Genomic DNA, 18,723 nt, shown 5'->3' on the forward strand with positions numbered 1-18,723 from the left:
GCGCGTTTTCCCCACGCCGTAACGGGTAGTTGGCCGGGTTATGACCGAGCTGAACCGCGCCGACGTATCCGACAAGGTCTCGTTCGTGATCGCCAGCCGAAACCGGGCCGAAGAACTGGCCTCCGTCGTCACCCGGCTGCTCGACACCACCGACTGCCCGATCATCGTGGTGGACAACGGTTCCACGGACGGATCGGTAACCGCCATGCGGAACATCGCCGCCCAGTCGCCGGATCGGGTCACACTGCTCGAACTCGGTTCCAATCTGGGGGCCGTGGCCCGAAACATCGGTGTGGCGGCCTGCCGAACGCCGTACGTGGCGTTTTGCGACGACGATTCGTGGTGGGACCCGGACGCTCCGGCGCTCGGCGCACACATCTTCGACCGATACCCGCAGACCGCCGTGCTCGCGGCGCGGACCGAGGTCTGGCCGCAGCGCCAGGAAGATCCGCTGGTGCGGCGGCTGGCCGCCAGTCCGCTGGGGCATCGTGCGGACCTGCCCGGCCCGTCCATCCTGGGCTTTCTGGCCTGTTCGGCCATGGTCCGGAAGTCGGCGTTCCAAGCGGCGGGCGGATTCAGTCACATCCTGCACTTCCGGGGAGAGGAACAACTGCTCGCACTGGATCTGGCCGCCTCGGGCTGGGAGCTCTGCTACTGCCCGGAGCTGACCGCGGTCCACCAACCGTCGGTGAACCGCCCCACCAGCGCCGCCCAGGACGCCCGCAGTGTCCGCAACGACGTACTGACCACCTGGCTGCGCCGGCCGCTGCCGCACTGTGTGCGTGCCTCGATCCGCCTGCTGGGCGCGGCCACCCGCGACGTCGAACATGCCCGCGCAGCGACGGAAGCAGTCATACGGCTGCCTGACGTTCTGACCCATCGCCGGCGTCTGCCGTCCGCCGTGGAGCACGCTCTGACGGTGCTGGAGCGCGGCGGGCGACTCGACGAGAACAGTCATCACTGAATCCGTCATCCCGACGACACAGTCGTCGCCTGCGGCGGCAGGTACGCCGCGGGTTCCACCCGTTCGTAGACCCGCAGTGTGTCCGTCGCGATCCGGTCCCACGAATAGCGGGACCGGGCACGGTCACGTCCGGCGGCACCCAGGCTCTGCCGATGGAAGTCGTCGCGCAGGAGCTCATTGAGCGCATCGGCGAGGAGATCTGGCCGTTTCGGCGGCACCAGCCGCCCGGTGATGTCGTCCACCACGGTGTCCAACATCCCTCCGACGGCGGAGGCAACCACCGGCACGCCGCACGCCATCGCCTCCAGCGGAACGATGCCGAACGGTTCATACCACGGCGTGCACGCCACCACATCCGCCGATCGCAGGACCGCGGGCATGTCCGCGCGATCGACCGCGCCGCACAGCCGCACCCGGTCGGCGACTCCGAGTTCCTCGGCCAACCGGCGTAGCCGGCACGCCTCGGCGTCGCGCGCCAGCTCAGCTCGCGGTGGACCGCCCACGATGACCAATTCGGTGTTGGGCACGGTGGCCAGGGCCCTGATCGCGAGGTCGAAACCCTTGCGGGGCACAAACCTACCGACGCTGACGACGCGGTGCGGGGCCCGCCGCCGGTTGCGCGGACCGTCGGGCGTGAACAGGTCGATATCCACTCCGCAGGGCACCACCGATGTCCGCGTTCGCGACCGCCCGAGCCTCATCAGCTCGAACACCTCGTCGGTGCAGGTGGCCGCCACCCAGGTGGCGCCCCGGGCCACCATCGCCTCCAGCTTGAGCCGCTCGGCCGGGCTGGTGTCATCGGCACCCTGATGCCGGCGTTTGACCACACCCAGCGCATGAAAGGTCTGCACCGCAGGCAAATTGAGGTGCCGCGCAGCCAGTTGGCTGGCCACTCCCGACATCCAGAAGTGCGCATGCACCACATCGGGCCGGTCGTCGGCCCAGTCGGCGTCCAGGAACCTCGCAAACTCGCCCATGTACTGCAGCAGTTCGTCTTTGGGGATGCGTTCAGGCGGCCCGGCCGGTACGTGCACCACGGTGTACCCCTCGGGTGTCTTGACCTTGCGGGCCAGTCCGGGATCGTCTCGGCGGGTGTACACGTTGACCTGATGGCCACGTCGGGCCAGGGCCGCCGACAACGCCGCCACATGCACGTTCTGCCCGCCGGCATCAACACCTCCCAGCGCGGCCAGCGGGCTGGCATGTTCGGAAACCATTGCGATCTTCATTCACTGCTCCTCTGCCCGCTCACGCACACCAGTCCGCGATTGCCAGGTCCCAGTCGTGCTGGAACCGCTCCAGACCGAAATGCGCGAGCGCGTACTCGCGGGCGGCCTTACCTGCCATGGAGGCAGCCGCCGTATCGGTGACGAATCCCTGCAGCGCGTAGGCCAGCGTCTTGACGTCCGCACTCACGACGCCTGCGTCGGCGCGGACAACAAGGGGTGCCGCGGTCGACCCCACTGCGACGACCGGCATCCCCAGGAACATCGCCTCGATCAGCGACAGCCCCAGCGACGTCCACCGTGCGGTGTGCAGATACACCCGTCGACGGGCGATCTGGTGCATCAGCCGTGCGTGCCCCACGTCCCCCTTGCCGCGCACGGTGCCCAGGTGCTCATGCTCGTTGAGCTCCAGGGTGTCGATACCCCAGACGTCGATGGGTACCGACCGGCTCAATTCGGTGAGCAGGTCGGTGCCGACGGTTCGCCACCGCCGTAACGGTTCGTTGATCATCGTGGCTGCCGCAGCTACATCGCCGGTGTAGAGGTTGCCCGGATCGGCGATTCCATGCTGGATGACCCGAGTGGGCGCTGCCCCGCTGTCCCACATCAGCCGATTGAAGTCGGTGACATGTACCAACAGGATGTCTTTGCGGTCCGCGAGCGGATGCACACTGTCGGATGCGTGGGGCCGCGGTGCGTTGTGTTCCACGTAGATGGCGGGCACATCGATGCCGGGTATTCGTCCGAGCCACTCCTCGGTGAGGGCGATCTCCTCAGGCCGTTGGAGCACCACCAGGTCGACATCCTGATTCCGGAGTTCGCTGGACGGAATCTCCTGTGCCCCCGGCCAATTGCGTCCGCAAAGACCCCGTCCGTCGGCGTCTCCCGCCTCGTTGACGGGGATCAGGTAGCGATGCCGGCCGGCCACGAACGACTCCATCCAGGAGCCGTGCACGTGCCACGCGAGCACTGATCGCGGGGGGTCTTGGTTCATGGCGCGGAAGTACCCGGGCAATCGTCACTTAAACACGCGAAGAGTTTGATCGAGAACCCATCGGGCTACTCCGCCGGTATGACCCGCGAAGACGTACCCGACGATGTGCCCATCGTCGATGCGCTCGAACAGGACCGCGAGCCCAGCGAACCGGTTCCCGACGCCGAGGTGCCGGTGACAGACCGTGACGGCCCGCCCCTGGAGGCCGCCGATCCGGACTGGCAGGAACAGCGCGAGGCAGTCACCGACGATCTCGGACTCGACGAGTTCGACCGCGAATCGCGCGAAGACTGAGAGGTCACGCATGGAGCCTGGCAAGGACACGGTCATCAGCTATCCGGGCCACACCGCGGACATGCCGGGACAGCCGCGTGACGAAATGGCCGACTACGTCGGTCGCGGATTGCTCGACGGTAAACGCGCACTGATCACCGGGGGCGATTCGGGAATCGGCCGGGCGGTGGCGATCGCGTTTGCCAAGGAGGGCGCCGACGTCGCGATCGCCTATCTGGAGGAACACGACGACGCGATGCACACCGCGTCGCTGGTGGAGCAGGCAGGCCGGCGTTGCCTGCGCCTTCCGGGTGACCTGTCCCACCCCGAACAGTGCCGGGCCGCGGTCAGCCGCACTGCGGGTGCCCTCGGCGGACTCGACGTGCTGGTGAACAACGTCGCCTACCAATCGCCCACCGAGAGCTTCACCGACATCACCGATGAGCAGTGGCGGCACACCTTCGCGGTCAACATCGACAGCTTCTTCCACGTCACCAAGGCGGCCCTGGATCATCTGCCGGACGGCGGCGCCATCATCAACACCGCATCGATAAACGGGCTGCGCGGCAATAAGACCCTGATGGACTATTCGGCGACCAAAGGTGCCGTCATCGCCCTCACCTACTCGCTGGCACAGGCCCTGGCCGAGCGACGGATCCGCGTCAACTGCGTGGCGCCCGGGCCGGTGTGGACCCCGCTGATACCGGCCACCATGGATTCGGGGCGCGTCGAATCGTTCGGTGAGCACACACCTTTCAGCCGTGCGGCGCAACCCGATGAGATCGCCCCGTCGTACGTGTTCTTCGCCGCCAACCAGCTCTCGTCGTACTACAGCGGGGAGGTCCTGGCCCCGTTGGGCGGCGAGACCCTGCCCGGATGACGGAGATCGCCATGGCGGGCGAGGCGGACAAGGAAGAAAAAGCGCGGCGAATCCGGGCGGCGCTGATCGCCGCCCTGCTGGTCGCTGCCGTGGGCCTGCTGCTGACTCGCTGTCCGACCAATCGTGACGGCATGCCCGGGCAGCTGTCGCAGGCCATGGAAGAGACGGTGGCCGCGGCCCGCAGCGGCGCGTACGCGCTCGACCTTCGAGTACGTGACCGGTCCACGCCACAACTCGTCAGCGTCCAGATCACGGACGCGCGAGACGAGATGGTCAAGGCCTACAAGGGAATCGCCGACCTGAAAGCCGATGATCCGGTTGATCTGGATCGTCAGCGGTTGCTCACCCAAGCGATGACGACGATGATCGGCCAACTCAACGCCGCATCGGCACGGGTCCGCGAAATCGCAGCCGAACCCGAGTTGACGGCGCTGCGTGGCCAACTCCTGGCGTCGGCCGACGCACTGGAAACCGGGTACCGCTGATGAAGAAATTCTTCGCGGTGGCCCTGGGGATCCTGACTGCGATCGGCGGGTTCCTCGACATCGGAGACCTGGTGACCAATGCCGTGGTCGGTTCCCGGTTCGGCCTGGCGCTGGTCTGGGTGGTGGTGGCCGGCGTGGTAGGCATCTGCTTGTTCGCCGAGATGGCCGGCCGGGTGGCCGCGGTCAGCGGGCGTGCCACGTTCGAGATCATCCGGGAGCGGCTGGGTCCGCGCACTGCCGCAGCCAATCTGAGCGCCTCGTTCCTGATCAACCTGATGACGCTGACAGCTGAGATCGGCGGTGTGGCGCTGGCGCTGCAACTGGCCACCGATGTCGGACGCATGCTCTGGATCCCGGTGGCGGCCGTGGCGGTGTGGCTGGTGATCTGGCGGGTCAAATTCTCGGTCATGGAGAACACCGCCGGGCTGGCGGGTTTGTGTCTGATCGTATTCGCGGTCGCAGTGTTTGCCCTGCAACCGAATTGGGGCGATCTCGCCCATCAGGCGGCGCAGCCGGTGATTCCGGAGTCCGAGTCCTCGGCAACCTACTGGTACTACGCGATCGCACTGTTCGGCGCCGCGATGACCCCGTACGAGGTGTTCTTCTTCTCCTCCGGAGCAGTGGAAGAGCACTGGAAGACAAAGGATCTCGGGGTGTCACGCCTGAACGTCCTGGTCGGGTTCCCGCTCGGCGGCATCCTCTCGGTGGCCATCGCCGCCTGCGCAGCCCTGGTTCTACTACCCGGCCAGATCGAGGTGACATCGCTGTCACAGGTGGTGATGCCAGCGGTCGAGGCGGGCGGCAAACTGGCACTGGCCTTCGCCATCGTGGGCATCGTGGCCGCCACATTCGGTGCGGCCCTTGAGACGACGCTCTCCAGCGGCTACACGCTGGCGCAGTTCTTCGGATGGCCCTGGGGGAAGTTCCGCCGTCCCGCCGAGGCGTCCCGCTTCCACGTGGTGATGTTCGTGAGCATCGTCGTCGGGGCCGCCATCCTGTTCACCGGCGTCGACCCCATCATGGTCACCGAATACTCGGTGGTCTTTTCGGCGATCGCCCTGCCTCTGACCTACCTGCCCATTCTCATCGTTGCCAACGATCCGGAATACATGGGCGACAAGACGAACGGAAGGTTGCTGAACATGTTCGGCTCGGTATATCTGGTGATAATCGTGACCGCCTCGCTGGCCGCCATACCCCTGATGATCGTGACCGGAGCGGGCCAATGAGCACCATCGACGCGCGCCTGCACCTACTGGATCGGCAACTGCTCGACCACGACGGGGCTCCGGTTGGCATCGTGGACGACCTGGAACTCGATGGCGTCGAGGCCGACGTCGACATCAAACCGGGCAGTCCCCCGCCGCGCGTCACCGCCATACTCTCCGGGCAGGTGATGATGACCCGCATCCTCGGCGGCGCACCGCCCCGGAAGATGCTGCACGAGATTCCCTGGAAACAAGTCGCTTCGGTCGGAGTCACGGTGCAGCTGACAGATTCCGAGCTGCCGTCGGATGCGGACTGGGTTGAACGTTGGCTACGCGACCACATCGTTTCCCGAATCCCTGGAGGTCGACATGCAGCTGAGTAACCTCCTCGGACTACGGGTACTGGACGCCGGTCACCACCCGGTCGGCACCGTCATCGACGTGCGGCTTCGATTTGGCGGCGACGGCTCCGACCGCCCGAGCAGCCCCCAAGTTGCCGGCCTGATAATCAGCCCGCGCACCCGCTCGTCATATCTGGGTTACGAACGGACCGGGATCAAGGCCCCCGCCTTGATCGCTGTCATCGCCGGGTGGCGGCATCGGGGAACTTTCCTGGCGGACTGGGACGATGTGGCCAGGATCGCGTCAGATCACGTCACGCTGCGTGCCGGCTACAGCCGGCGCTCGCCGGAGCTGCGTGCCACACCACTTCGGTGACGGCGTACTCGGCGAGCGCTCGACGCTGCTGTGCCTCGATGGCGTCGGCGATCCGCTCGAACATGATCTCCAGTCCGCCCCCGAGAGGTACGGACAGTGCTGGCCCGGCCATTTTCCTCACCTCGACTCCAACAAACGGCTGAATACCCCCGCAGGTACCGCGACAAACCGGAGAAACGGTTGGAACGGGTGCCGGGGGGTACACCACCAGGACGTTGCGCACATGTGTGCGACTTTGTAGAGAAAGGGCTGTCCCGTGGGAACTCCGAATCCAAGAAGCCCCGGCCGCGTCACGAAGTGGACCCCGCTTCAGGCCGGCGCAATGATCGTCGGGGTCCTTTTCCTCATCGTCGGTGTGCTGGGGTTCATCCCGGGCATCACCACCGGCTACGACGACCTCACCTGGGCCGGTCACCATTCCGAGGCCATGCTGCTCGGGGTGTTCAACGTCTCGGTGCTGCACAACCTCGTGCACCTGGCATTCGGAGCGGTCGGTGTGATCATGGCCCGCCGAGTGACCACGGCGCGGGCCTATCTGATCGGCGGCGGCCTGATCTATGCCGTGCTGTGGCTCTACGGCCTGGTCATCGACATCGACAGTGCGGCCAACTTCATTCCGGTCAACACCGCTGACAACTGGCTGCACTTCGGCTTGGCACTCGTCATGATCGCGATGGGTCTGGTGTTAGGCCGGGTTGCGACGCCCACCAGCGGGTTCGGCACCGGGGCCCCCGGCACGGTCGAGTAGGTCCGAGAACACGTAATCACGCTGCGACAGAGGCGTTTACCGAACGCCTTTGACGGGCATTCCTGATCCGCGATGACGACGCTTCCAGCCCCTTCCCAGCCAGGTCTCCCATACGCCCATGGGCCGATCTCCCGTGCGGTGATCGAGCGTTTGGGCGAGCGTCCCCCGCACAACCATCTGGAACCGGTCTGGGTGCCGCTGCGCGACGCCGATCCGTTCGGGCTCGATCTGCAACTGGCCCTCTACGTCTGCTACGAACTCCACTACCAGGGTTTCGCCGGCATCGACCCCGCCTGGGAATGGAACGCGGGGCTACTCCATCTGCGCGCCCAACTGGAGCGGATCTTCCTGTCAGCGGTCCACCGCGAGGTCGGCGCCATCGCACCCGGGGATACCGCGGAGCAGGAAATGGCGCGACTGTCGGTTGAACCGGCCGATGGGTTCGGCCCGTCGTACCACCTGCGCGACAAGGGCACCTGGACCCAGATGCGCGAGTACTTCGTCCACCGGTCGCTGTATCACCTCAAGGAGGGCGATCCACACGCCTGGCTGATCCCGCGCCTGGGCGGCCAGGCGAAAGCATCGTTCGTGGCTGTCGAGTACGACGAGTACGGAGCGGGTTCGGGCGCCCGGGTTCACCAGCACCTGTTCGCCGATCTGATGAGAGAAGCCGACCTGGACGACCGCTACCTCGGCTACCTGAACACAGTCCCGGCCGAGAGCCTCGCACTGGTCAATCTGATGTCCCTGTTCGGCCTGCACCGGCGACTCCGGGGTGCCGCCGCGGGACATTTCGCGGCCACCGAGATCACCTCCTCACCCGGCTCGAAGCGCATGGTGGCGGCATTGGAGCGGCTGGGCGCTCCCGAGGCCTGTGTGCTGTTCTATCGCGAGCACGTCGAAGCCGACGCGGTGCACGAGCAGGTGGTGCGCCACGACGTGGTGGGCGATCTGGTCAGCCGCGAACCCGAGCTGGACACCGACGTGGTGTTCGGGATTCGGGCCTTCACGGCGATGGAGGACCGGTTGGCCGACCATCTGATGAAATGCTGGCTGGCCGAACGTAGTTCGCTATGCCGTCCGCTTGCCTGACCGCCTGACCTTGCGGTGGCTGGTGTCGCACAGCGGGTAGGTCTTGGACCGGCGGCACGTACAGATGGCCACCATGAACCGATCCGATTCCACGGTCGTCCCATCGGGTAGCTCGATGTGCACCGGCCCCTCGACAAGGATCGGTCCGCCTTCGACGATCCGCACGGCCCGCCGCTCGGTCATGATTTGTCCGCCCGGATGACCACCAGTTCCTCTTCCGCCCTGGCATGTGTCAACCGCCCGATCTGCCGGAGCCAACGAGCCTGCGAGTGCAGTACCGGGCCGAAGGGAATCCGTTGAGTGACATAGATGTCCGCACTGAGGCCGGTCTCACGAAGCAGCTGCACCGAGCGCCGGACATCGGCGAACTCGGACTGCACCAGGAACAGCGAGCCGCCCCGCGCCAGGAGGGCGCCCGCCGAGCGGCACAGCGGGTCGAGTACCAGCCTGCCGTCCGGGCCACCGTTCCAGGAGGCCATGGGGCCTGCGGCAGGGATCGACGCGGCGTCGACATCCGGCGCCACCGGCACGTAGGGCGGATTGCACACCACGACATCGAAGGGTTCGTGTTCCAGCGCCTGAGTCCATGAGCCCAGCCTGGCATCGACAGTCACCTGCGCAGCCAGTGAGTTGGCCTGCGTGCTACGAACCGCGCACGGTGAAATGTCCAGCGCCGTCACAGCACTCGCGCCCAGATCCGCGGCGGCGACGGCAACAACTCCGCTCCCGGCGCACAGGTCCACAACTCGGCGGCATGGGACCGTGTTGCTGCGCTCCAGCGCTTCGATCAGCAGCCATGAATCGTGCTGCGGCCGGTAAACATCCTCGGCGCCAACGGCAATGGTCTCGACGGCCATCTCGCTCCCTTCCGGAAAGTACCCCTAATCGGTACCCACCTGCGCGTTCGGCAAACCTCGCTCCCGTAGAACTCGATTCGTCACGTCACGTTTAGCGCCGCCGCGTCCGGGAAATCCATGGGGTGCGTGGAGAAGCCGCGTGGAACAACCAATCCACTCCAGTAGCGGAAAGGTAAGCATGACCGAGAAGAACTCAGGACCTGAAGAAGGCATCAAGGGCGTCGTCGAGGACGTCAAGGGCAAGGCGAAAGAAGCTGTCGGCACCGTGACCGGCCGCGAGGACCTCGTGCGCGAGGGCAAAGCCCAGCAGGACAAGGCCGACGCCCAGCAGGACGCGGCCAAGAAGGAGGCCGAAGCCGAATCGGCCCGGGCGGGAGCAAAGGCCGCCGAGCAACGTGAGCAGGCGAACCAGCGACCGTAGCCCGGTCCTGATAGAAGAGATGGCCCAGTCGACGTTGACTGGGCCATCTCGTTTGTCCGGGTCAGCTGTTGGGCGTTTGCCTGATCACATCGGGATGCTCTGCATACCAACGTTCTTCGATACGACGGACACGTAGGTGCGCGATCGCGAGCCACAGCCCACCACCGAGCAGGCCCACCGCGGCCAGGATCGCGAGCACTACGCCTACGCCGGTGTTGCCTGTGGCGAACCCGAACAGGCACGCGACGAACATCACCACACCCAGTCCGATGAGGACCAGTGCGGGCATGTTGCGATTGTCCTTCATCGACTCGCCGGCATGCGGCCTGGTTGTTCGTGTGTGGTCGACAGGATCGTCGGGACCCTTCATGATTTCTTCCCTCTCACTCGTAACGCTCACTCGTAACGCGGGTATTGGCCGACCTTGAGCAATCCGGCCAGATGTGCCGCGTTGCGGGCTGCCGCGGCGGTGGCCGCGGCAACGGGCTCGGGCACTTCGTCGAGATCGAGATAATCGGTGCCGTGCATGGCCTCGCCGTTCCAGTACGTACAGCCCTGAGCCGGAATGCTGTAGCCGATGTCGTTGAGCGCCTGAAAGACGTCGGCCACCGTCTTGTGGGCACCGTCCTCGTTTCCGACGACCGACACCAGCGCCACCTTGCCCGCCACCACTGGGCGACCGGCGTCGTCGGTGTTGGACAGTTCGGCGTCCAGCCGCTCCAGTACGCGCTGCGCGATGCTCGACGGATGACCGAGCCATACGGGAGTCGACAACAGCAGGATGTCGGCGTCGAGGATCTTCCGGCGGATCTCGGGCCATTGATCGTCGCCGCCCATGTCGGTTTCGACGCCCGGTTCGATGACGAAGTCGGCGCACCGTAGCGTCTCGGTACCGACCCCGAGCACGCGGAGGTTCTCACAGACCTGATCGGCGATCAACTCACTGCTGGACTCCGCGGGGCGGCGTTTGAGGCTGCACACCAAAGCCAGCGCGGACAGAGTGGGGGCCGTCATGGGCTACTCCCCTCAGCCGGCGCGCTGGCGGTCGACAAGCTCAGAATGTCCGGACTCTCGTGCGCAGTGAGCGCAGCAGTACATCGTTTGTGCCGCCTGCACCCCGTGTCCGAGGATCCGGCAGCCGCAGTGGGCGCACTCAGGGGCGACACGAACCGCCGCACACTCGATGCTGTCGAACGTCTCGGAGTGGCCTTCCCAGCTCACCGTGAACGCTTTGTCATAGTCGTTGCCACACGTGGCACATGTCGCCATTGCTCAACTCCCGATCACCTTGCGTCAGCGCCGGGAGATTTCCCTGGAGAGGGCTTGGCTAAACCTCCGGGCGGACCCGCAGGTGGGCGGTGAGCAGTAGCCGGTCCAAGATCGCGCGGCTCGGGAGCGTGTCGGTGTAGTCCAGATCCAGAAAGTCTTTGACCAGCTGCTCGGCCAACACGCGCAGCTTGATGTTGGTTTCCTGCGACCGCCACTTCAGCAGGTCGAAGGCCGCATCCGCACTGATCCGGTAGATCAGCATCAACATGCCCTTTGCCTGCTCGATGGCACCGCGGGCCTCCGCGATCTCGGCCACCACCTCGGTGACGGCCTGTTCCTGTGCCTGCGCGATCGATGGTGAGACGTCGACGTAGAAGCCGTGAGTTCCGACGATCGCGCCGTTGTCGTCGAAGAGCTGATCCCCGACCACGACGACGTGGTGGACGTCGCCGGCCACATCGATGATCCGGTGCCGGGTGCTGAACGCACCCGAGGTCCGCCGAATCTCGAGCAGGGTGGCAGCCACCTGCCCGTAATCCTCGGGGTGCTTGTGGGAGAGCACCAGCTCGGTCGTCGGGTGGACGGTGCCCGGTTCATACCCGTGCATCCGCTCCACCTGTGGCGACCACTCCCAGCGCTCGTCGGCGAAGTAGAACCGAAACCAGCCGACGCGCTGCGCCTCGCCACCGGCAAAGGCATGCTCGATCGGCGACTCGGCGTTCCCCGCAGCGGGATCACTCGTCACAGATTGAGCCTAACGCGCCGAGCTGGCTGCGACTCACCTGATTGTCACAGGTGGCGTCTACATTCGGCGCCGTGAGACGGCTTCGGATCAAGCTCTTCATCGCAGTGGGCGCGGCGGCGGGGTTGGCGAGTTACCTGGCCGGGGCCGATGCGGCATGGAGCCTGGCGGTCGGCATCCTGGTTCCGTTGGCGCTGGCGGCCACTCCGCGGTTCCTGGTCGGCGCGTTCCACGGGGCCAGTACGCCTGGCACCCGTGAGCAGGCGGCGACCGAGATGACCGGGCTGGAATTCGAGGACCACGTGGCCCGTGTCGCCCGGACCTGCGGGTTGCCGGTGATCATGACTCCCCTGACCGGGGACTGGGGGGTGGACCTGATCGTGGGGCACCGGCCCAACCGCATTGCCGTGCAATGCAAGCGACTGTCACGGCCGGTGGGCGCGGGAGCCGTGCAGGAGGTGGTGGCCGGCGCGCCGATGCAGGACTGCGCCAAGACCATGGTGGTCACCAACAACGAATTCACCCCCGCCGCTCGTAAACTCGCCGAACTTCACGGGTGCGAGCTGGTCGGCGGAGCAGAACTGCCCAGGCTCAAGTCGATCCTGCGCCGCGCCGCATCTACCGAACCGGTCTGCGATCCATCCGCCGACACCACGCCCTAGGCCAAGGGTGATCGCAACGCATCCCGCACGGCGATCAGGCACTCGTCGATCTCCTTGCGCGTCACACTCAGCGCAGGCCGGAACCGCACCGAGTCGGCACCGCTGGGCAGCATGATGACGTGGCGGTCCCACAACCGACGGACCAGTTCGTCGCGGGCGGCGGGCGTGGGCAGGCTGAACGCGCTCATCAGGCCACGGCCGCGCGGGTCGAGCACCACCTCGGGCAAATCCATTGCCAGTGCGCATAACTGACCGAGCAGGTAATCACCCGTCACCGCGGCGTTGTGGAAAAGATTCTCGGCCTCGACGACTTCGAGGATGCGCCGTGAGCGCACCATGTCCACCAGGTTTCCACCCCATGTGGAGTTGATCCGCGAACTCACGGTGAAGACGTTGTCAGCCACCTCGTCGACTCGCCGGCCCGCCATCACCCCGCACACCTGAGTCTTCTTCCCGAAGGCCACCACATCGGGGCGGACCCCCAATTGCTGGTAGGCCCAGGCGGTTCCAGTGATCCCGCACCCGGTCTGCACCTCGTCGAAGATCAACAGGGCGTCGAACTCGTCGCACAGCGCCCGCATCGCAGCGAAGAACTGGGGCCGGAAGTGCCGGTCACCGCCCTCACCCTGGATGGGTTCGGCGATGAAGCAGGCGATGTCGTGCGGATACTCCTCGAACGCAGTCCGGGCGGCCCGCAGCGAGTCGGCTTCCAGTGCAGCGATATCCGCACCGGGCCGCAGGTAGGGGGCGTCGATCCGCGGCCACTCGAACTTCGGGAAGCGCGCCACCTTGATCGGGTCGGTGTTGGTCAGCGACATCGTGTATCCACTGCGGCCGTGGAAGGCTCCGCGCAGGTGCAGCACCTTGGTTCCCAGCGCCGGGTCGATGCCACGGGCTTGGTTGTGCCGGCTCTTCCAGTCGAATGCCACCTTGAGCGCGTTCTCGACCGCCAGCGCGCCGCCGTCGACGAAGAACAGGTGCGGCAGGTCCGGGTCGCCCAGAACCCGACGGAAGGTTTCGACGAACCGGGCCAGCGGCACGCTGTAGACGTCGGAATTGCTCGGCTTGTTGACGGCGGCCTGAATGAGTTCGGACCGAAAGGCTTCAGCGCCGGGAAAATCACCGGCCAGCGCCGGGTGGTTCATCCCGAGCGCCGACGAGGCGAAGAACGTGAACATATCGAGGAACCGTTCACCGGTGCGGGCATCCACCAGATGGGAACCGCGGGAGCGGTCCAGGTCGAGGACGAAGTCGAAGCCGTCGGTCAGGATGCTGCGCGCCAGGACCGCGCGTACCTGGTCGGGCGTTACGTGCGGCGAGGCCGTCAGCACTGCGGTCATGGCAACATCCTAACGGAATATTTACGATGACTGCCTATCTTGACCGTAACTGTTACGGAATGAAGTCCCGCCCACTGTAAAATGTCTGCAAAATGATGGTGCTGCGCGTCCGGACGTTGGCGGCGGTCCTGATCCGCTGGAGCAGGTCCTCCAAGGCCCGGGCCGAGGCAACCCGGACCAGCAGGACGTAGCTCTCCTCCCCCGCCACCGAGTGGCACGATTCGATTTCGGGGATGTGCTGCAACCGAGCAGGTGCATCATCAGGTTGGGACGGATCGAGAGGAGTGATGGCGACGAACGCCGAGAGCATGTTGCCCAGCGCCTCGGGATTGAGCCGCGCCGCATACCCGGTCACCACACCCCGCGACTCCAAGCGGCGCACCCGCGCCTGCACCGCCGATACCGACAACCCGGCCGCCGATGCCAGGTGCGCCAGCGTGGCCCTGCCGTCAGCGGCGAGCGCTCGGACCAGGATCCGGTCGGTGTCGTCCAGCACGTATCCGTCGGCTTCACCCATGAACCGCACTTTATCCGGCACGGTAGCCAACCAGAAAGGCACACGATGACCACCACCGAACGGACCGATCTCCCTACCGCGGAGGAGCTTCGCCGGCGGGTCCGGCAGGCTCTGGAAGCCATTGGCGCGACAGCGGATCTCGGCGGGCCGACCGCTCCTGGCGCCGGCCTGCACGCGAGTACCCCGATCAGTGGCGATGTGTTGTTCACGCTGCCCGAAGACAACCTCGAACAGGTCGACGCCGCGATTGCCGATGCCGCACAAGCCTTCTCATCCTGGCGCACCACCCCGGCACCGGTGCGCGGGGCCTTGGTCGCGCGCCTCGGCGAGCTGCTTGTCGAACATAAGGCGGACCTGGCGACGCTGGTGACGGTGGAGGCCGGCAAGATCACCTCCGAGGCGCTGGGCGAAGTGCAGGAGATGATCGACATCTGCCAGTTCGCCGTCGGGCTCTCACGCCAGTTGTACGGCCGCACCATCGCTTCCGAGCGCCCGGGACACCGGCTGATGGAGACCTGGCACCCTCTGGGAGTCGTCGGCGTGATCACCGCGTTCAACTTCCCGGTCGCGGTGTGGGCATGGAACACCGCGGTCGCGCTGGTCTGTGGTGACACCGTGGTGTGGAAGCCATCGGAACTGACGCCTCTGACCGCCATCGCATGCCAGGCGCTGATCGAACGGGCCGCCACCGACGTCGGTGCGCCGGGATCAGTGGCCCGACTCATCCTGGGTGAGCGTGCGTTGGGTGAGCGACTGGTCGACGATCCACGAGTGGCGCTGGTCAGCGCGACCGGCTCGGTGCGGATGGGCCGGCAGGTCGGGCCTCGGGTGGCAGCACGGTTCGGCAAGGTGCTGCTCGAGCTCGGCGGCAACAACGCCGCGATCGTGACACCGTCGGCCGACCTTGACCTCGCAGTGCGTGCCATCGTGTTCTCCGCGGCGGGTACCGCCGGACAACGCTGCACCACGCTGCGCCGGTTGATCGTGCACTCCTCGATCGCCGACGAGCTGGTGTCCCGCATCGTCGCGGCGTATCGGAGCCTGCCCATCGGCGACCCGAGTGTGGACGGAACGCTGGTCGGCCCGCTGATTCACACCCGGGCGTATCGAGACATGGTCGGGGCGTTGGAGCAGGCCCAGGCCGATGGCGGCGAGGTCTTCGGCGGTGAGCGTCATGACCTCGGGGACGAGGGAGCGTTCTACGTCGCCCCCGCGGTGGTGCGCATGCCGGCGCAGACCGATGTCGTGCACACCGAGACCTTCGCCCCGATCCTCTATGTGCTCACCTATGACGACATCGATGACGCGATCGCCCTGAACAATGCTGTGCCGCAGGGCCTTTCGTCAGCGATCTTCACCACCGACGTGCGCGAAGCCGAGCGGTTCATGGCAGCCGACGGATCCGACTGCGGGATCGCCAATGTCAACATCGGGACCTCCGGCGCCGAGATCGGTGGCGCTTTCGGCGGCGAGAAGCACACCGGCGGAGGCCGCGAATCCGGATCGGACGCCTGGAAGGCATACATGCGTCGCGCGACCAACACGGTGAACTACTCGTCGGAGCTGCCATTGGCCCAGGGTGTGCATTTCGGGTAGTCGGTCAGCCACCTGCGACGCAGGACCGACTGGTGCTACTGATCGACACGAGCCTGCCCTGGCTCAGCACAATTCGATCCTGCGGGGCACTGGCCACCGCCTCCTCCAGGCTCGACGACCGGATAGCCAGCAGGTCCGCTGACAGCCCGGCAGCGACCCCGGCCACCGGCAGACCCATGATGTCGCGTGCACCCTCGCTGACGGCACGGTAGGCCGCGTCGACCGACAGATGCCCGGCCGTCACCAGCAGCATCGCGGTCTCCAGCGCGTCGCTACGGCCCAGCGGGTTGTAAGGGTCACGCACATTGTCGGCACCGCCGGCCACACGGACGCCGGCGTCCAACAGCGCCCGAACGGCAGTGAGCCCGCGCGGTGTGGCGACGGGATCGGCCCAGCCCTGCAGGTACAGATTGGTGATCGGGAGACTGACGATCCCCACATCGCTGTCCTTCACCGCGCGGATCACCCGATCGAGCACGTCGGTCTGCACCACCCCCAAGCTGACGCAGTGCCCGGCCGTCACCGGCATCGACTTCGGCCAGTCCCGCACCGAATGGGCGAGTTCTTCGAGCGTCAGCATCATCGGGTTGAGTTGTTCGTCGGTATGCATGTCGACCCCGACGCCGCGGGACCGCGCAATCGCCAATAGCCGCTGCAGGTTTCCGCTCGGATCAGGAGTCTGGTGCGGATGGCCGCCGACAAGATCGGCACCAAGGTCCAGGGCTGCGTGCACGGCCCCGTCCTCGGCGAAGTACGGAGCCATGGCGACGATCTGAATATCCATCACCGAGTCGAGTTCCTCTCGCACCTCGACCAGCGCGCGGATCCCGCGCAGCGGATCCTCTCCGCGCAACAGGTTGACGTGCGAGCGCACCGCGGTGGTTCCGTTGCCGAGCAACATCATCGCCGCCCTGCGGGCCCGTTCGGCGATACCCTCTACGGTCAGGGTCGGGGTGTGGTTTTCCCACGCGGCGATCGCCGCACCCAGATCTCCCATCGGGGGCCGGATCTCGTCGAAGGTAAGGGCTTTGTCCAGATGGGCGTGCGGCTCCGCAGGAGCAGTCAGCAGCAGGTGCCCGGTTAGATCGAGTTCATCTCCGACGGCCGACCTGCCCGCAGCGGGGACGATATCGCGCACCCTTCCCCGTTCGAGGTGTACGTCGACGACACTGCCGTTCGGCAACGTGGCATTGTGCAGTACCGGCACGGCTCGTCCGTGCGCGCTCACCGGGGAGTTCTCGGCCATCACACTCCTAGCAGAAATCGGATTTGCGAATCGCGCAGTGCACGCCCTTGACGATGTCCACCACCTGGGTAACCGAAAAGTCGCCGGCCGCACTGAGATAGAGATACGCCTCGCTGGGCGTCATCCCGGTGTGCGCCGACAGGAAGTCGACCGACAGCTGAGCGCACTGACGCATCGCCTCATCGAGACTTTCGTTCATGCCGAGGATGATCCAGTGATCATCGGTGTCGACGAACGGCATCGGCGCCCGGGCCGGTGTCAGTGTGGTGACAACGGTCAAGCGTGCCGTGACCCGTAACGATCCTTCCAACGCCGTCAGGGCGATCTCACCGTTGCCCTGCGCAAAGTGGGGATCGCCGAGATAGAACCCCGCGCCGGGCACCTGGATCGGTAGGTACAGAGAGCTGCCGACAACGATATCCCGCACATCCATGTTGCCCCCGAACGGACCCGGCGGGATGGTGCTACGCGCGTCGGGGCCCGCAGGAGTCACACCACATAACCCCATGAACGGCTGAAGACCGATTGTGGCTCGGCCACCGGCGAATTCGAACACGGCACGTTCTCCGGTTCCGTCGAGCCTGCAGAACTTGCTGAACACCGCCGGGATACTGCCGTCGGCTTCTCGCGGCAGCCGGTCCGGCAGCGCACCGCGCTGATGCCGGCTCGAGACGACCGCGTACGGGACCCGCGGTCGCAGATCGAGGAAGTCGACGCGCAGCCAGTCGCCCGGTTGTGCATCGTGAACGTGAACCGGCCCGAGCACGATGTGCGGCGCCTTCGGCGGTACCGGCTTGCGCAGGTCCGACGCCGCCAGGTCGATGGCGTCGGTGAGTACGCCATGGCGCGCGACGCCATGCCGGCCGAAGTAGGCGACCGGGTCGCGACCCTGGTCCTCCATCAGCCCTTCCTGCGACACCGTGTCGAACGTGACAGTGTGACCGCTGTCCACGACGAGTACCGGTGCCGTCGCAGGGGTGGGAAGCGTTCCCCAACTGATCGTTTCGCTGTTACACCACAGGTAGTGCTCGGCAGTTCCTGGGTCGATCCCGGCCTGCAGGATCCGCATCAACGCGATCCGGCAGGCTCGCCGAGATGCTGCCGCCAACCGCCGGGCGCGGTGATCTCATGCGCCTGCGTATCGCCGGTGGGCAAGGCTCGGCACACCATGCTCAGCGCGCCCCGACCGTCCTCCAGTTGGATCACCGACAACTCGAGCTCGGCAGGCTCGCGCGGCAACAGCTTCTCGCGCAGTTCGGTGTAGGACATCTCGTAGATCTCCCCCGGCACCGACCAGCCGCCGTCGCGCACCGGTGCGAGCCCGGGGAACACATCGCCAAAAGAGAAGAACCGGTAGGCCGGTGCGGTACGCACCGGGCCGACGAACCGGGCCGACGCCAGAGCGTCGTTGAGCGGCCCGCCGCTCATCGCCTGGCCATTGACGAACATCAAGACAGTGTCATGTGACATGAAAACTCCATCTGAA

25 protein-coding genes are annotated in these 18,723 nt (G+C 66.1%); 12 read left to right on the top strand and 13 right to left on the bottom strand.

Annotation, left to right across the window (positions count from 1 at the left end; translation table 11 throughout):
- Positions 1-40: 40 nt before the first annotated feature.
- The gene (locus BN2156_RS12760) at positions 41-964 is read left to right on the top strand and encodes a glycosyltransferase family 2 protein (protein ID WP_090514210.1); all 924 of its coding nucleotides are present in this window, start codon (positions 41-43) and stop codon (positions 962-964) included.
- Positions 965-969: 5 nt separating this feature from the next.
- Here the strand turns inward: BN2156_RS12760 and BN2156_RS12765 are convergent, their stop codons facing one another.
- Together BN2156_RS12765 and BN2156_RS12770 are read right to left on the bottom strand one after the other, a co-directional pair.
- A complete protein-coding gene (locus BN2156_RS12765; RefSeq protein ID WP_090514213.1) occupies positions 970-2,193 on the bottom strand; it encodes a glycosyltransferase in 1,224 nt (407 codons plus the stop codon).
- Between the two features lie 19 nt (positions 2,194-2,212).
- The gene (locus BN2156_RS12770) at positions 2,213-3,184 is read right to left on the bottom strand and encodes a glycosyltransferase (protein WP_090514216.1); all 972 of its coding nucleotides are present in this window, start codon (positions 3,182-3,184) and stop codon (positions 2,213-2,215) included.
- Positions 3,185-3,262: 78 nt separating this feature from the next.
- Between BN2156_RS12770 and BN2156_RS12775 the strand changes: the two genes are divergently transcribed.
- The 8 genes from BN2156_RS12775 (at position 3,263) to BN2156_RS12810 (ending at position 8,587) form a co-directional block, all read left to right on the top strand.
- Positions 3,263-3,478, top strand: a complete 216-nt coding sequence (locus BN2156_RS12775) for a hypothetical protein (protein WP_162490790.1) — start codon at positions 3,263-3,265, stop codon at positions 3,476-3,478.
- A gap of 10 nt (positions 3,479-3,488) precedes the next feature.
- Positions 3,489-4,337, top strand: a complete 849-nt coding sequence (locus tag BN2156_RS12780; RefSeq protein WP_090514221.1) for an SDR family oxidoreductase — start codon at positions 3,489-3,491, stop codon at positions 4,335-4,337.
- Positions 4,334-4,822, top strand: a complete 489-nt coding sequence (locus BN2156_RS12785) for a hypothetical protein (RefSeq protein WP_235625284.1) — start codon at positions 4,334-4,336, stop codon at positions 4,820-4,822. The genes BN2156_RS12780 and BN2156_RS12785 overlap by 4 nt, the downstream gene beginning before the upstream one ends.
- Complete coding sequence (locus tag BN2156_RS12790; RefSeq protein WP_090514223.1) at positions 4,822-6,051, top strand: Nramp family divalent metal transporter; 1,230 nt, start codon at positions 4,822-4,824, stop codon at positions 6,049-6,051. Before BN2156_RS12785 ends, BN2156_RS12790 begins: the two co-directional genes overlap by 1 nt.
- Positions 6,048-6,413: a hypothetical protein gene (locus BN2156_RS12795; RefSeq protein ID WP_090514225.1), complete on the top strand. Its 366-nt coding sequence runs from the start codon at positions 6,048-6,050 to the stop codon at positions 6,411-6,413. Before BN2156_RS12790 ends, BN2156_RS12795 begins: the two co-directional genes overlap by 4 nt.
- Positions 6,400-6,747, top strand: coding sequence for a hypothetical protein (locus BN2156_RS12800; RefSeq protein ID WP_090514228.1), 348 nt, complete (start codon positions 6,400-6,402; stop codon positions 6,745-6,747). Before BN2156_RS12795 ends, BN2156_RS12800 begins: the two co-directional genes overlap by 14 nt.
- Positions 6,748-7,069: 322 nt before the next feature.
- On the top strand, positions 7,070-7,495 hold the full coding sequence (locus BN2156_RS12805) for a DUF4383 domain-containing protein (RefSeq protein WP_090514231.1): 426 nt from the start codon (positions 7,070-7,072) through the stop codon (positions 7,493-7,495).
- 72 nt (positions 7,496-7,567) lie between these two features.
- A complete protein-coding gene (locus tag BN2156_RS12810; protein ID WP_090514234.1) occupies positions 7,568-8,587 on the top strand; it encodes an iron-containing redox enzyme family protein in 1,020 nt (339 codons plus the stop codon).
- Here BN2156_RS12810 and BN2156_RS12815 read toward each other — a convergent pair.
- Complete coding sequence (locus tag BN2156_RS12815; protein WP_090514237.1) at positions 8,567-8,770, bottom strand: CDGSH iron-sulfur domain-containing protein; 204 nt, start codon at positions 8,768-8,770, stop codon at positions 8,567-8,569. The two genes, BN2156_RS12810 and BN2156_RS12815, sit on opposite strands and share 21 nt — an antisense overlap.
- Positions 8,767-9,444, bottom strand: a complete 678-nt coding sequence (locus BN2156_RS12820) for a HemK2/MTQ2 family protein methyltransferase (RefSeq protein WP_090514239.1) — start codon at positions 9,442-9,444, stop codon at positions 8,767-8,769. The genes BN2156_RS12815 and BN2156_RS12820 overlap by 4 nt, the downstream gene beginning before the upstream one ends.
- A 178-nt stretch (positions 9,445-9,622) precedes the next feature.
- Here BN2156_RS12820 and mbp1 point away from each other — a divergent pair, with 178 nt between their 5' ends.
- Positions 9,623-9,865, top strand: a complete 243-nt coding sequence (mbp1, locus tag BN2156_RS12825) for a microaggregate-binding protein 1 (RefSeq protein WP_019347546.1) — start codon at positions 9,623-9,625, stop codon at positions 9,863-9,865.
- Between the two features lie 61 nt (positions 9,866-9,926).
- Here the strand turns inward: mbp1 and usfY are convergent, their stop codons facing one another.
- The 4 genes from usfY to BN2156_RS12845 are packed head-to-tail and all read right to left on the bottom strand — an operon-like array spanning position 9,927 to position 11,879.
- Positions 9,927-10,235 (bottom strand): protein UsfY, encoded by a 309-nt coding sequence (gene usfY, locus BN2156_RS12830; protein ID WP_090514241.1) that lies wholly within the window; start codon positions 10,233-10,235, stop codon positions 9,927-9,929.
- Between the two features lie 26 nt (positions 10,236-10,261).
- Complete coding sequence (locus BN2156_RS12835; RefSeq protein WP_090514243.1) at positions 10,262-10,879, bottom strand: flavodoxin family protein; 618 nt, start codon at positions 10,877-10,879, stop codon at positions 10,262-10,264.
- A 12-nt stretch (positions 10,880-10,891) separates the two neighbouring features.
- Positions 10,892-11,134 (bottom strand): metallothionein, encoded by a 243-nt coding sequence (locus tag BN2156_RS31155; RefSeq protein WP_090514245.1) that lies wholly within the window; start codon positions 11,132-11,134, stop codon positions 10,892-10,894.
- 58 nt (positions 11,135-11,192) lie between these two features.
- Positions 11,193-11,879 carry a PAS and ANTAR domain-containing protein gene (locus tag BN2156_RS12845; protein WP_090514248.1) on the bottom strand — a complete coding sequence of 229 codons (687 nt, stop codon included), beginning with the start codon at positions 11,877-11,879 and terminating at the stop codon, positions 11,193-11,195.
- 71 nt (positions 11,880-11,950) lie between these two features.
- Here BN2156_RS12845 and BN2156_RS12850 point away from each other — a divergent pair, with 71 nt between their 5' ends.
- Entirely contained in the window at positions 11,951-12,538 is a 588-nt protein-coding gene (locus BN2156_RS12850) for a restriction endonuclease (protein WP_162839219.1), read from the top strand.
- Here BN2156_RS12850 and lat read toward each other — a convergent pair.
- Both lat and BN2156_RS12860 read right to left on the bottom strand, forming a co-directional pair.
- Positions 12,535-13,878, bottom strand: coding sequence for an L-lysine 6-transaminase (lat, locus tag BN2156_RS12855; RefSeq protein WP_090514251.1), 1,344 nt, complete (start codon positions 13,876-13,878; stop codon positions 12,535-12,537). The two genes, BN2156_RS12850 and lat, sit on opposite strands and share 4 nt — an antisense overlap.
- A 52-nt stretch (positions 13,879-13,930) precedes the next feature.
- Positions 13,931-14,395 carry an Lrp/AsnC family transcriptional regulator gene (locus tag BN2156_RS12860; protein WP_090515858.1) on the bottom strand — a complete coding sequence of 155 codons (465 nt, stop codon included), beginning with the start codon at positions 14,393-14,395 and terminating at the stop codon, positions 13,931-13,933.
- Between the two features lie 45 nt (positions 14,396-14,440).
- Here BN2156_RS12860 and amaB point away from each other — a divergent pair, with 45 nt between their 5' ends.
- The gene (amaB, locus tag BN2156_RS12865; RefSeq protein ID WP_090514254.1) at positions 14,441-15,991 is read left to right on the top strand and encodes an L-piperidine-6-carboxylate dehydrogenase; all 1,551 of its coding nucleotides are present in this window, start codon (positions 14,441-14,443) and stop codon (positions 15,989-15,991) included.
- 4 nt (positions 15,992-15,995) lie between these two features.
- Here amaB and BN2156_RS12870 read toward each other — a convergent pair whose 3' ends face one another.
- The 3 genes from BN2156_RS12870 to BN2156_RS12880 are packed head-to-tail and all read right to left on the bottom strand — an operon-like array spanning position 15,996 to position 18,707.
- Positions 15,996-17,237, bottom strand: coding sequence for an amidohydrolase family protein (locus BN2156_RS12870; protein ID WP_090514257.1), 1,242 nt, complete (start codon positions 17,235-17,237; stop codon positions 15,996-15,998).
- A 7-nt stretch (positions 17,238-17,244) separates the two neighbouring features.
- Positions 17,245-18,306 carry an acetamidase/formamidase family protein gene (locus tag BN2156_RS12875; protein ID WP_090514260.1) on the bottom strand — a complete coding sequence of 354 codons (1,062 nt, stop codon included), beginning with the start codon at positions 18,304-18,306 and terminating at the stop codon, positions 17,245-17,247.
- On the bottom strand, positions 18,306-18,707 hold the full coding sequence (locus tag BN2156_RS12880) for an allophanate hydrolase-related protein (protein ID WP_090514262.1): 402 nt from the start codon (positions 18,705-18,707) through the stop codon (positions 18,306-18,308). The genes BN2156_RS12875 and BN2156_RS12880 overlap by 1 nt, the downstream gene beginning before the upstream one ends.
- Positions 18,708-18,723: the final 16 nt, after the last annotated feature.

Origin of the sequence: Mycolicibacterium neworleansense (assembly GCF_001245615.1) — a bacterium.
GTDB lineage: Bacteria > Actinomycetota > Actinomycetes > Mycobacteriales > Mycobacteriaceae > Mycobacterium > Mycobacterium neworleansense.

Coding starts and splice junctions, on each gene's coding strand:
- BN2156_RS12770 (WP_090514216.1), bottom strand. CDS start 3,184: ATGAACCAAGACCCCCCGCGATCAGTGCTCGCGTGGCACGTGCACGGC.
- amaB (WP_090514254.1), top strand. CDS start 14,441: ATGACCACCACCGAACGGACCGATCTCCCTACCGCGGAGGAGCTTCGC.
- lat (WP_090514251.1), bottom strand. CDS start 13,878: ATGACCGCAGTGCTGACGGCCTCGCCGCACGTAACGCCCGACCAGGTA.
- BN2156_RS12760 (WP_090514210.1), top strand. CDS start 41: ATGACCGAGCTGAACCGCGCCGACGTATCCGACAAGGTCTCGTTCGTG.
- BN2156_RS12880 (WP_090514262.1), bottom strand. CDS start 18,707: ATGTCACATGACACTGTCTTGATGTTCGTCAATGGCCAGGCGATGAGC.
- BN2156_RS12805 (WP_090514231.1), top strand. CDS start 7,070: ATGATCGTCGGGGTCCTTTTCCTCATCGTCGGTGTGCTGGGGTTCATC.
- BN2156_RS12795 (WP_090514225.1), top strand. CDS start 6,048: ATGAGCACCATCGACGCGCGCCTGCACCTACTGGATCGGCAACTGCTC.
- BN2156_RS12765 (WP_090514213.1), bottom strand. CDS start 2,193: ATGAAGATCGCAATGGTTTCCGAACATGCCAGCCCGCTGGCCGCGCTG.
- BN2156_RS12820 (WP_090514239.1), bottom strand. CDS start 9,444: ATGGCCGTCGAGACCATTGCCGTTGGCGCCGAGGATGTTTACCGGCCG.
- BN2156_RS12800 (WP_090514228.1), top strand. CDS start 6,400: ATGCAGCTGAGTAACCTCCTCGGACTACGGGTACTGGACGCCGGTCAC.
- BN2156_RS12860 (WP_090515858.1), bottom strand. CDS start 14,395: ATGGGTGAAGCCGACGGATACGTGCTGGACGACACCGACCGGATCCTG.
- BN2156_RS12775 (WP_162490790.1), top strand. CDS start 3,263: ATGACCCGCGAAGACGTACCCGACGATGTGCCCATCGTCGATGCGCTC.
- BN2156_RS12790 (WP_090514223.1), top strand. CDS start 4,822: ATGAAGAAATTCTTCGCGGTGGCCCTGGGGATCCTGACTGCGATCGGC.
- BN2156_RS12815 (WP_090514237.1), bottom strand. CDS start 8,770: ATGACCGAGCGGCGGGCCGTGCGGATCGTCGAAGGCGGACCGATCCTT.
- BN2156_RS12835 (WP_090514243.1), bottom strand. CDS start 10,879: ATGACGGCCCCCACTCTGTCCGCGCTGGCTTTGGTGTGCAGCCTCAAA.
- BN2156_RS12875 (WP_090514260.1), bottom strand. CDS start 18,306: ATGCGGATCCTGCAGGCCGGGATCGACCCAGGAACTGCCGAGCACTAC.
- BN2156_RS12810 (WP_090514234.1), top strand. CDS start 7,568: ATGACGACGCTTCCAGCCCCTTCCCAGCCAGGTCTCCCATACGCCCAT.
- BN2156_RS12780 (WP_090514221.1), top strand. CDS start 3,489: ATGGAGCCTGGCAAGGACACGGTCATCAGCTATCCGGGCCACACCGCG.
- usfY (WP_090514241.1), bottom strand. CDS start 10,235: ATGAAGGGTCCCGACGATCCTGTCGACCACACACGAACAACCAGGCCG.
- BN2156_RS12870 (WP_090514257.1), bottom strand. CDS start 17,237: ATGGCCGAGAACTCCCCGGTGAGCGCGCACGGACGAGCCGTGCCGGTA.
- mbp1 (WP_019347546.1), top strand. CDS start 9,623: ATGACCGAGAAGAACTCAGGACCTGAAGAAGGCATCAAGGGCGTCGTC.
- BN2156_RS31155 (WP_090514245.1), bottom strand. CDS start 11,134: ATGGCGACATGTGCCACGTGTGGCAACGACTATGACAAAGCGTTCACG.
- BN2156_RS12785 (WP_235625284.1), top strand. CDS start 4,334: ATGACGGAGATCGCCATGGCGGGCGAGGCGGACAAGGAAGAAAAAGCG.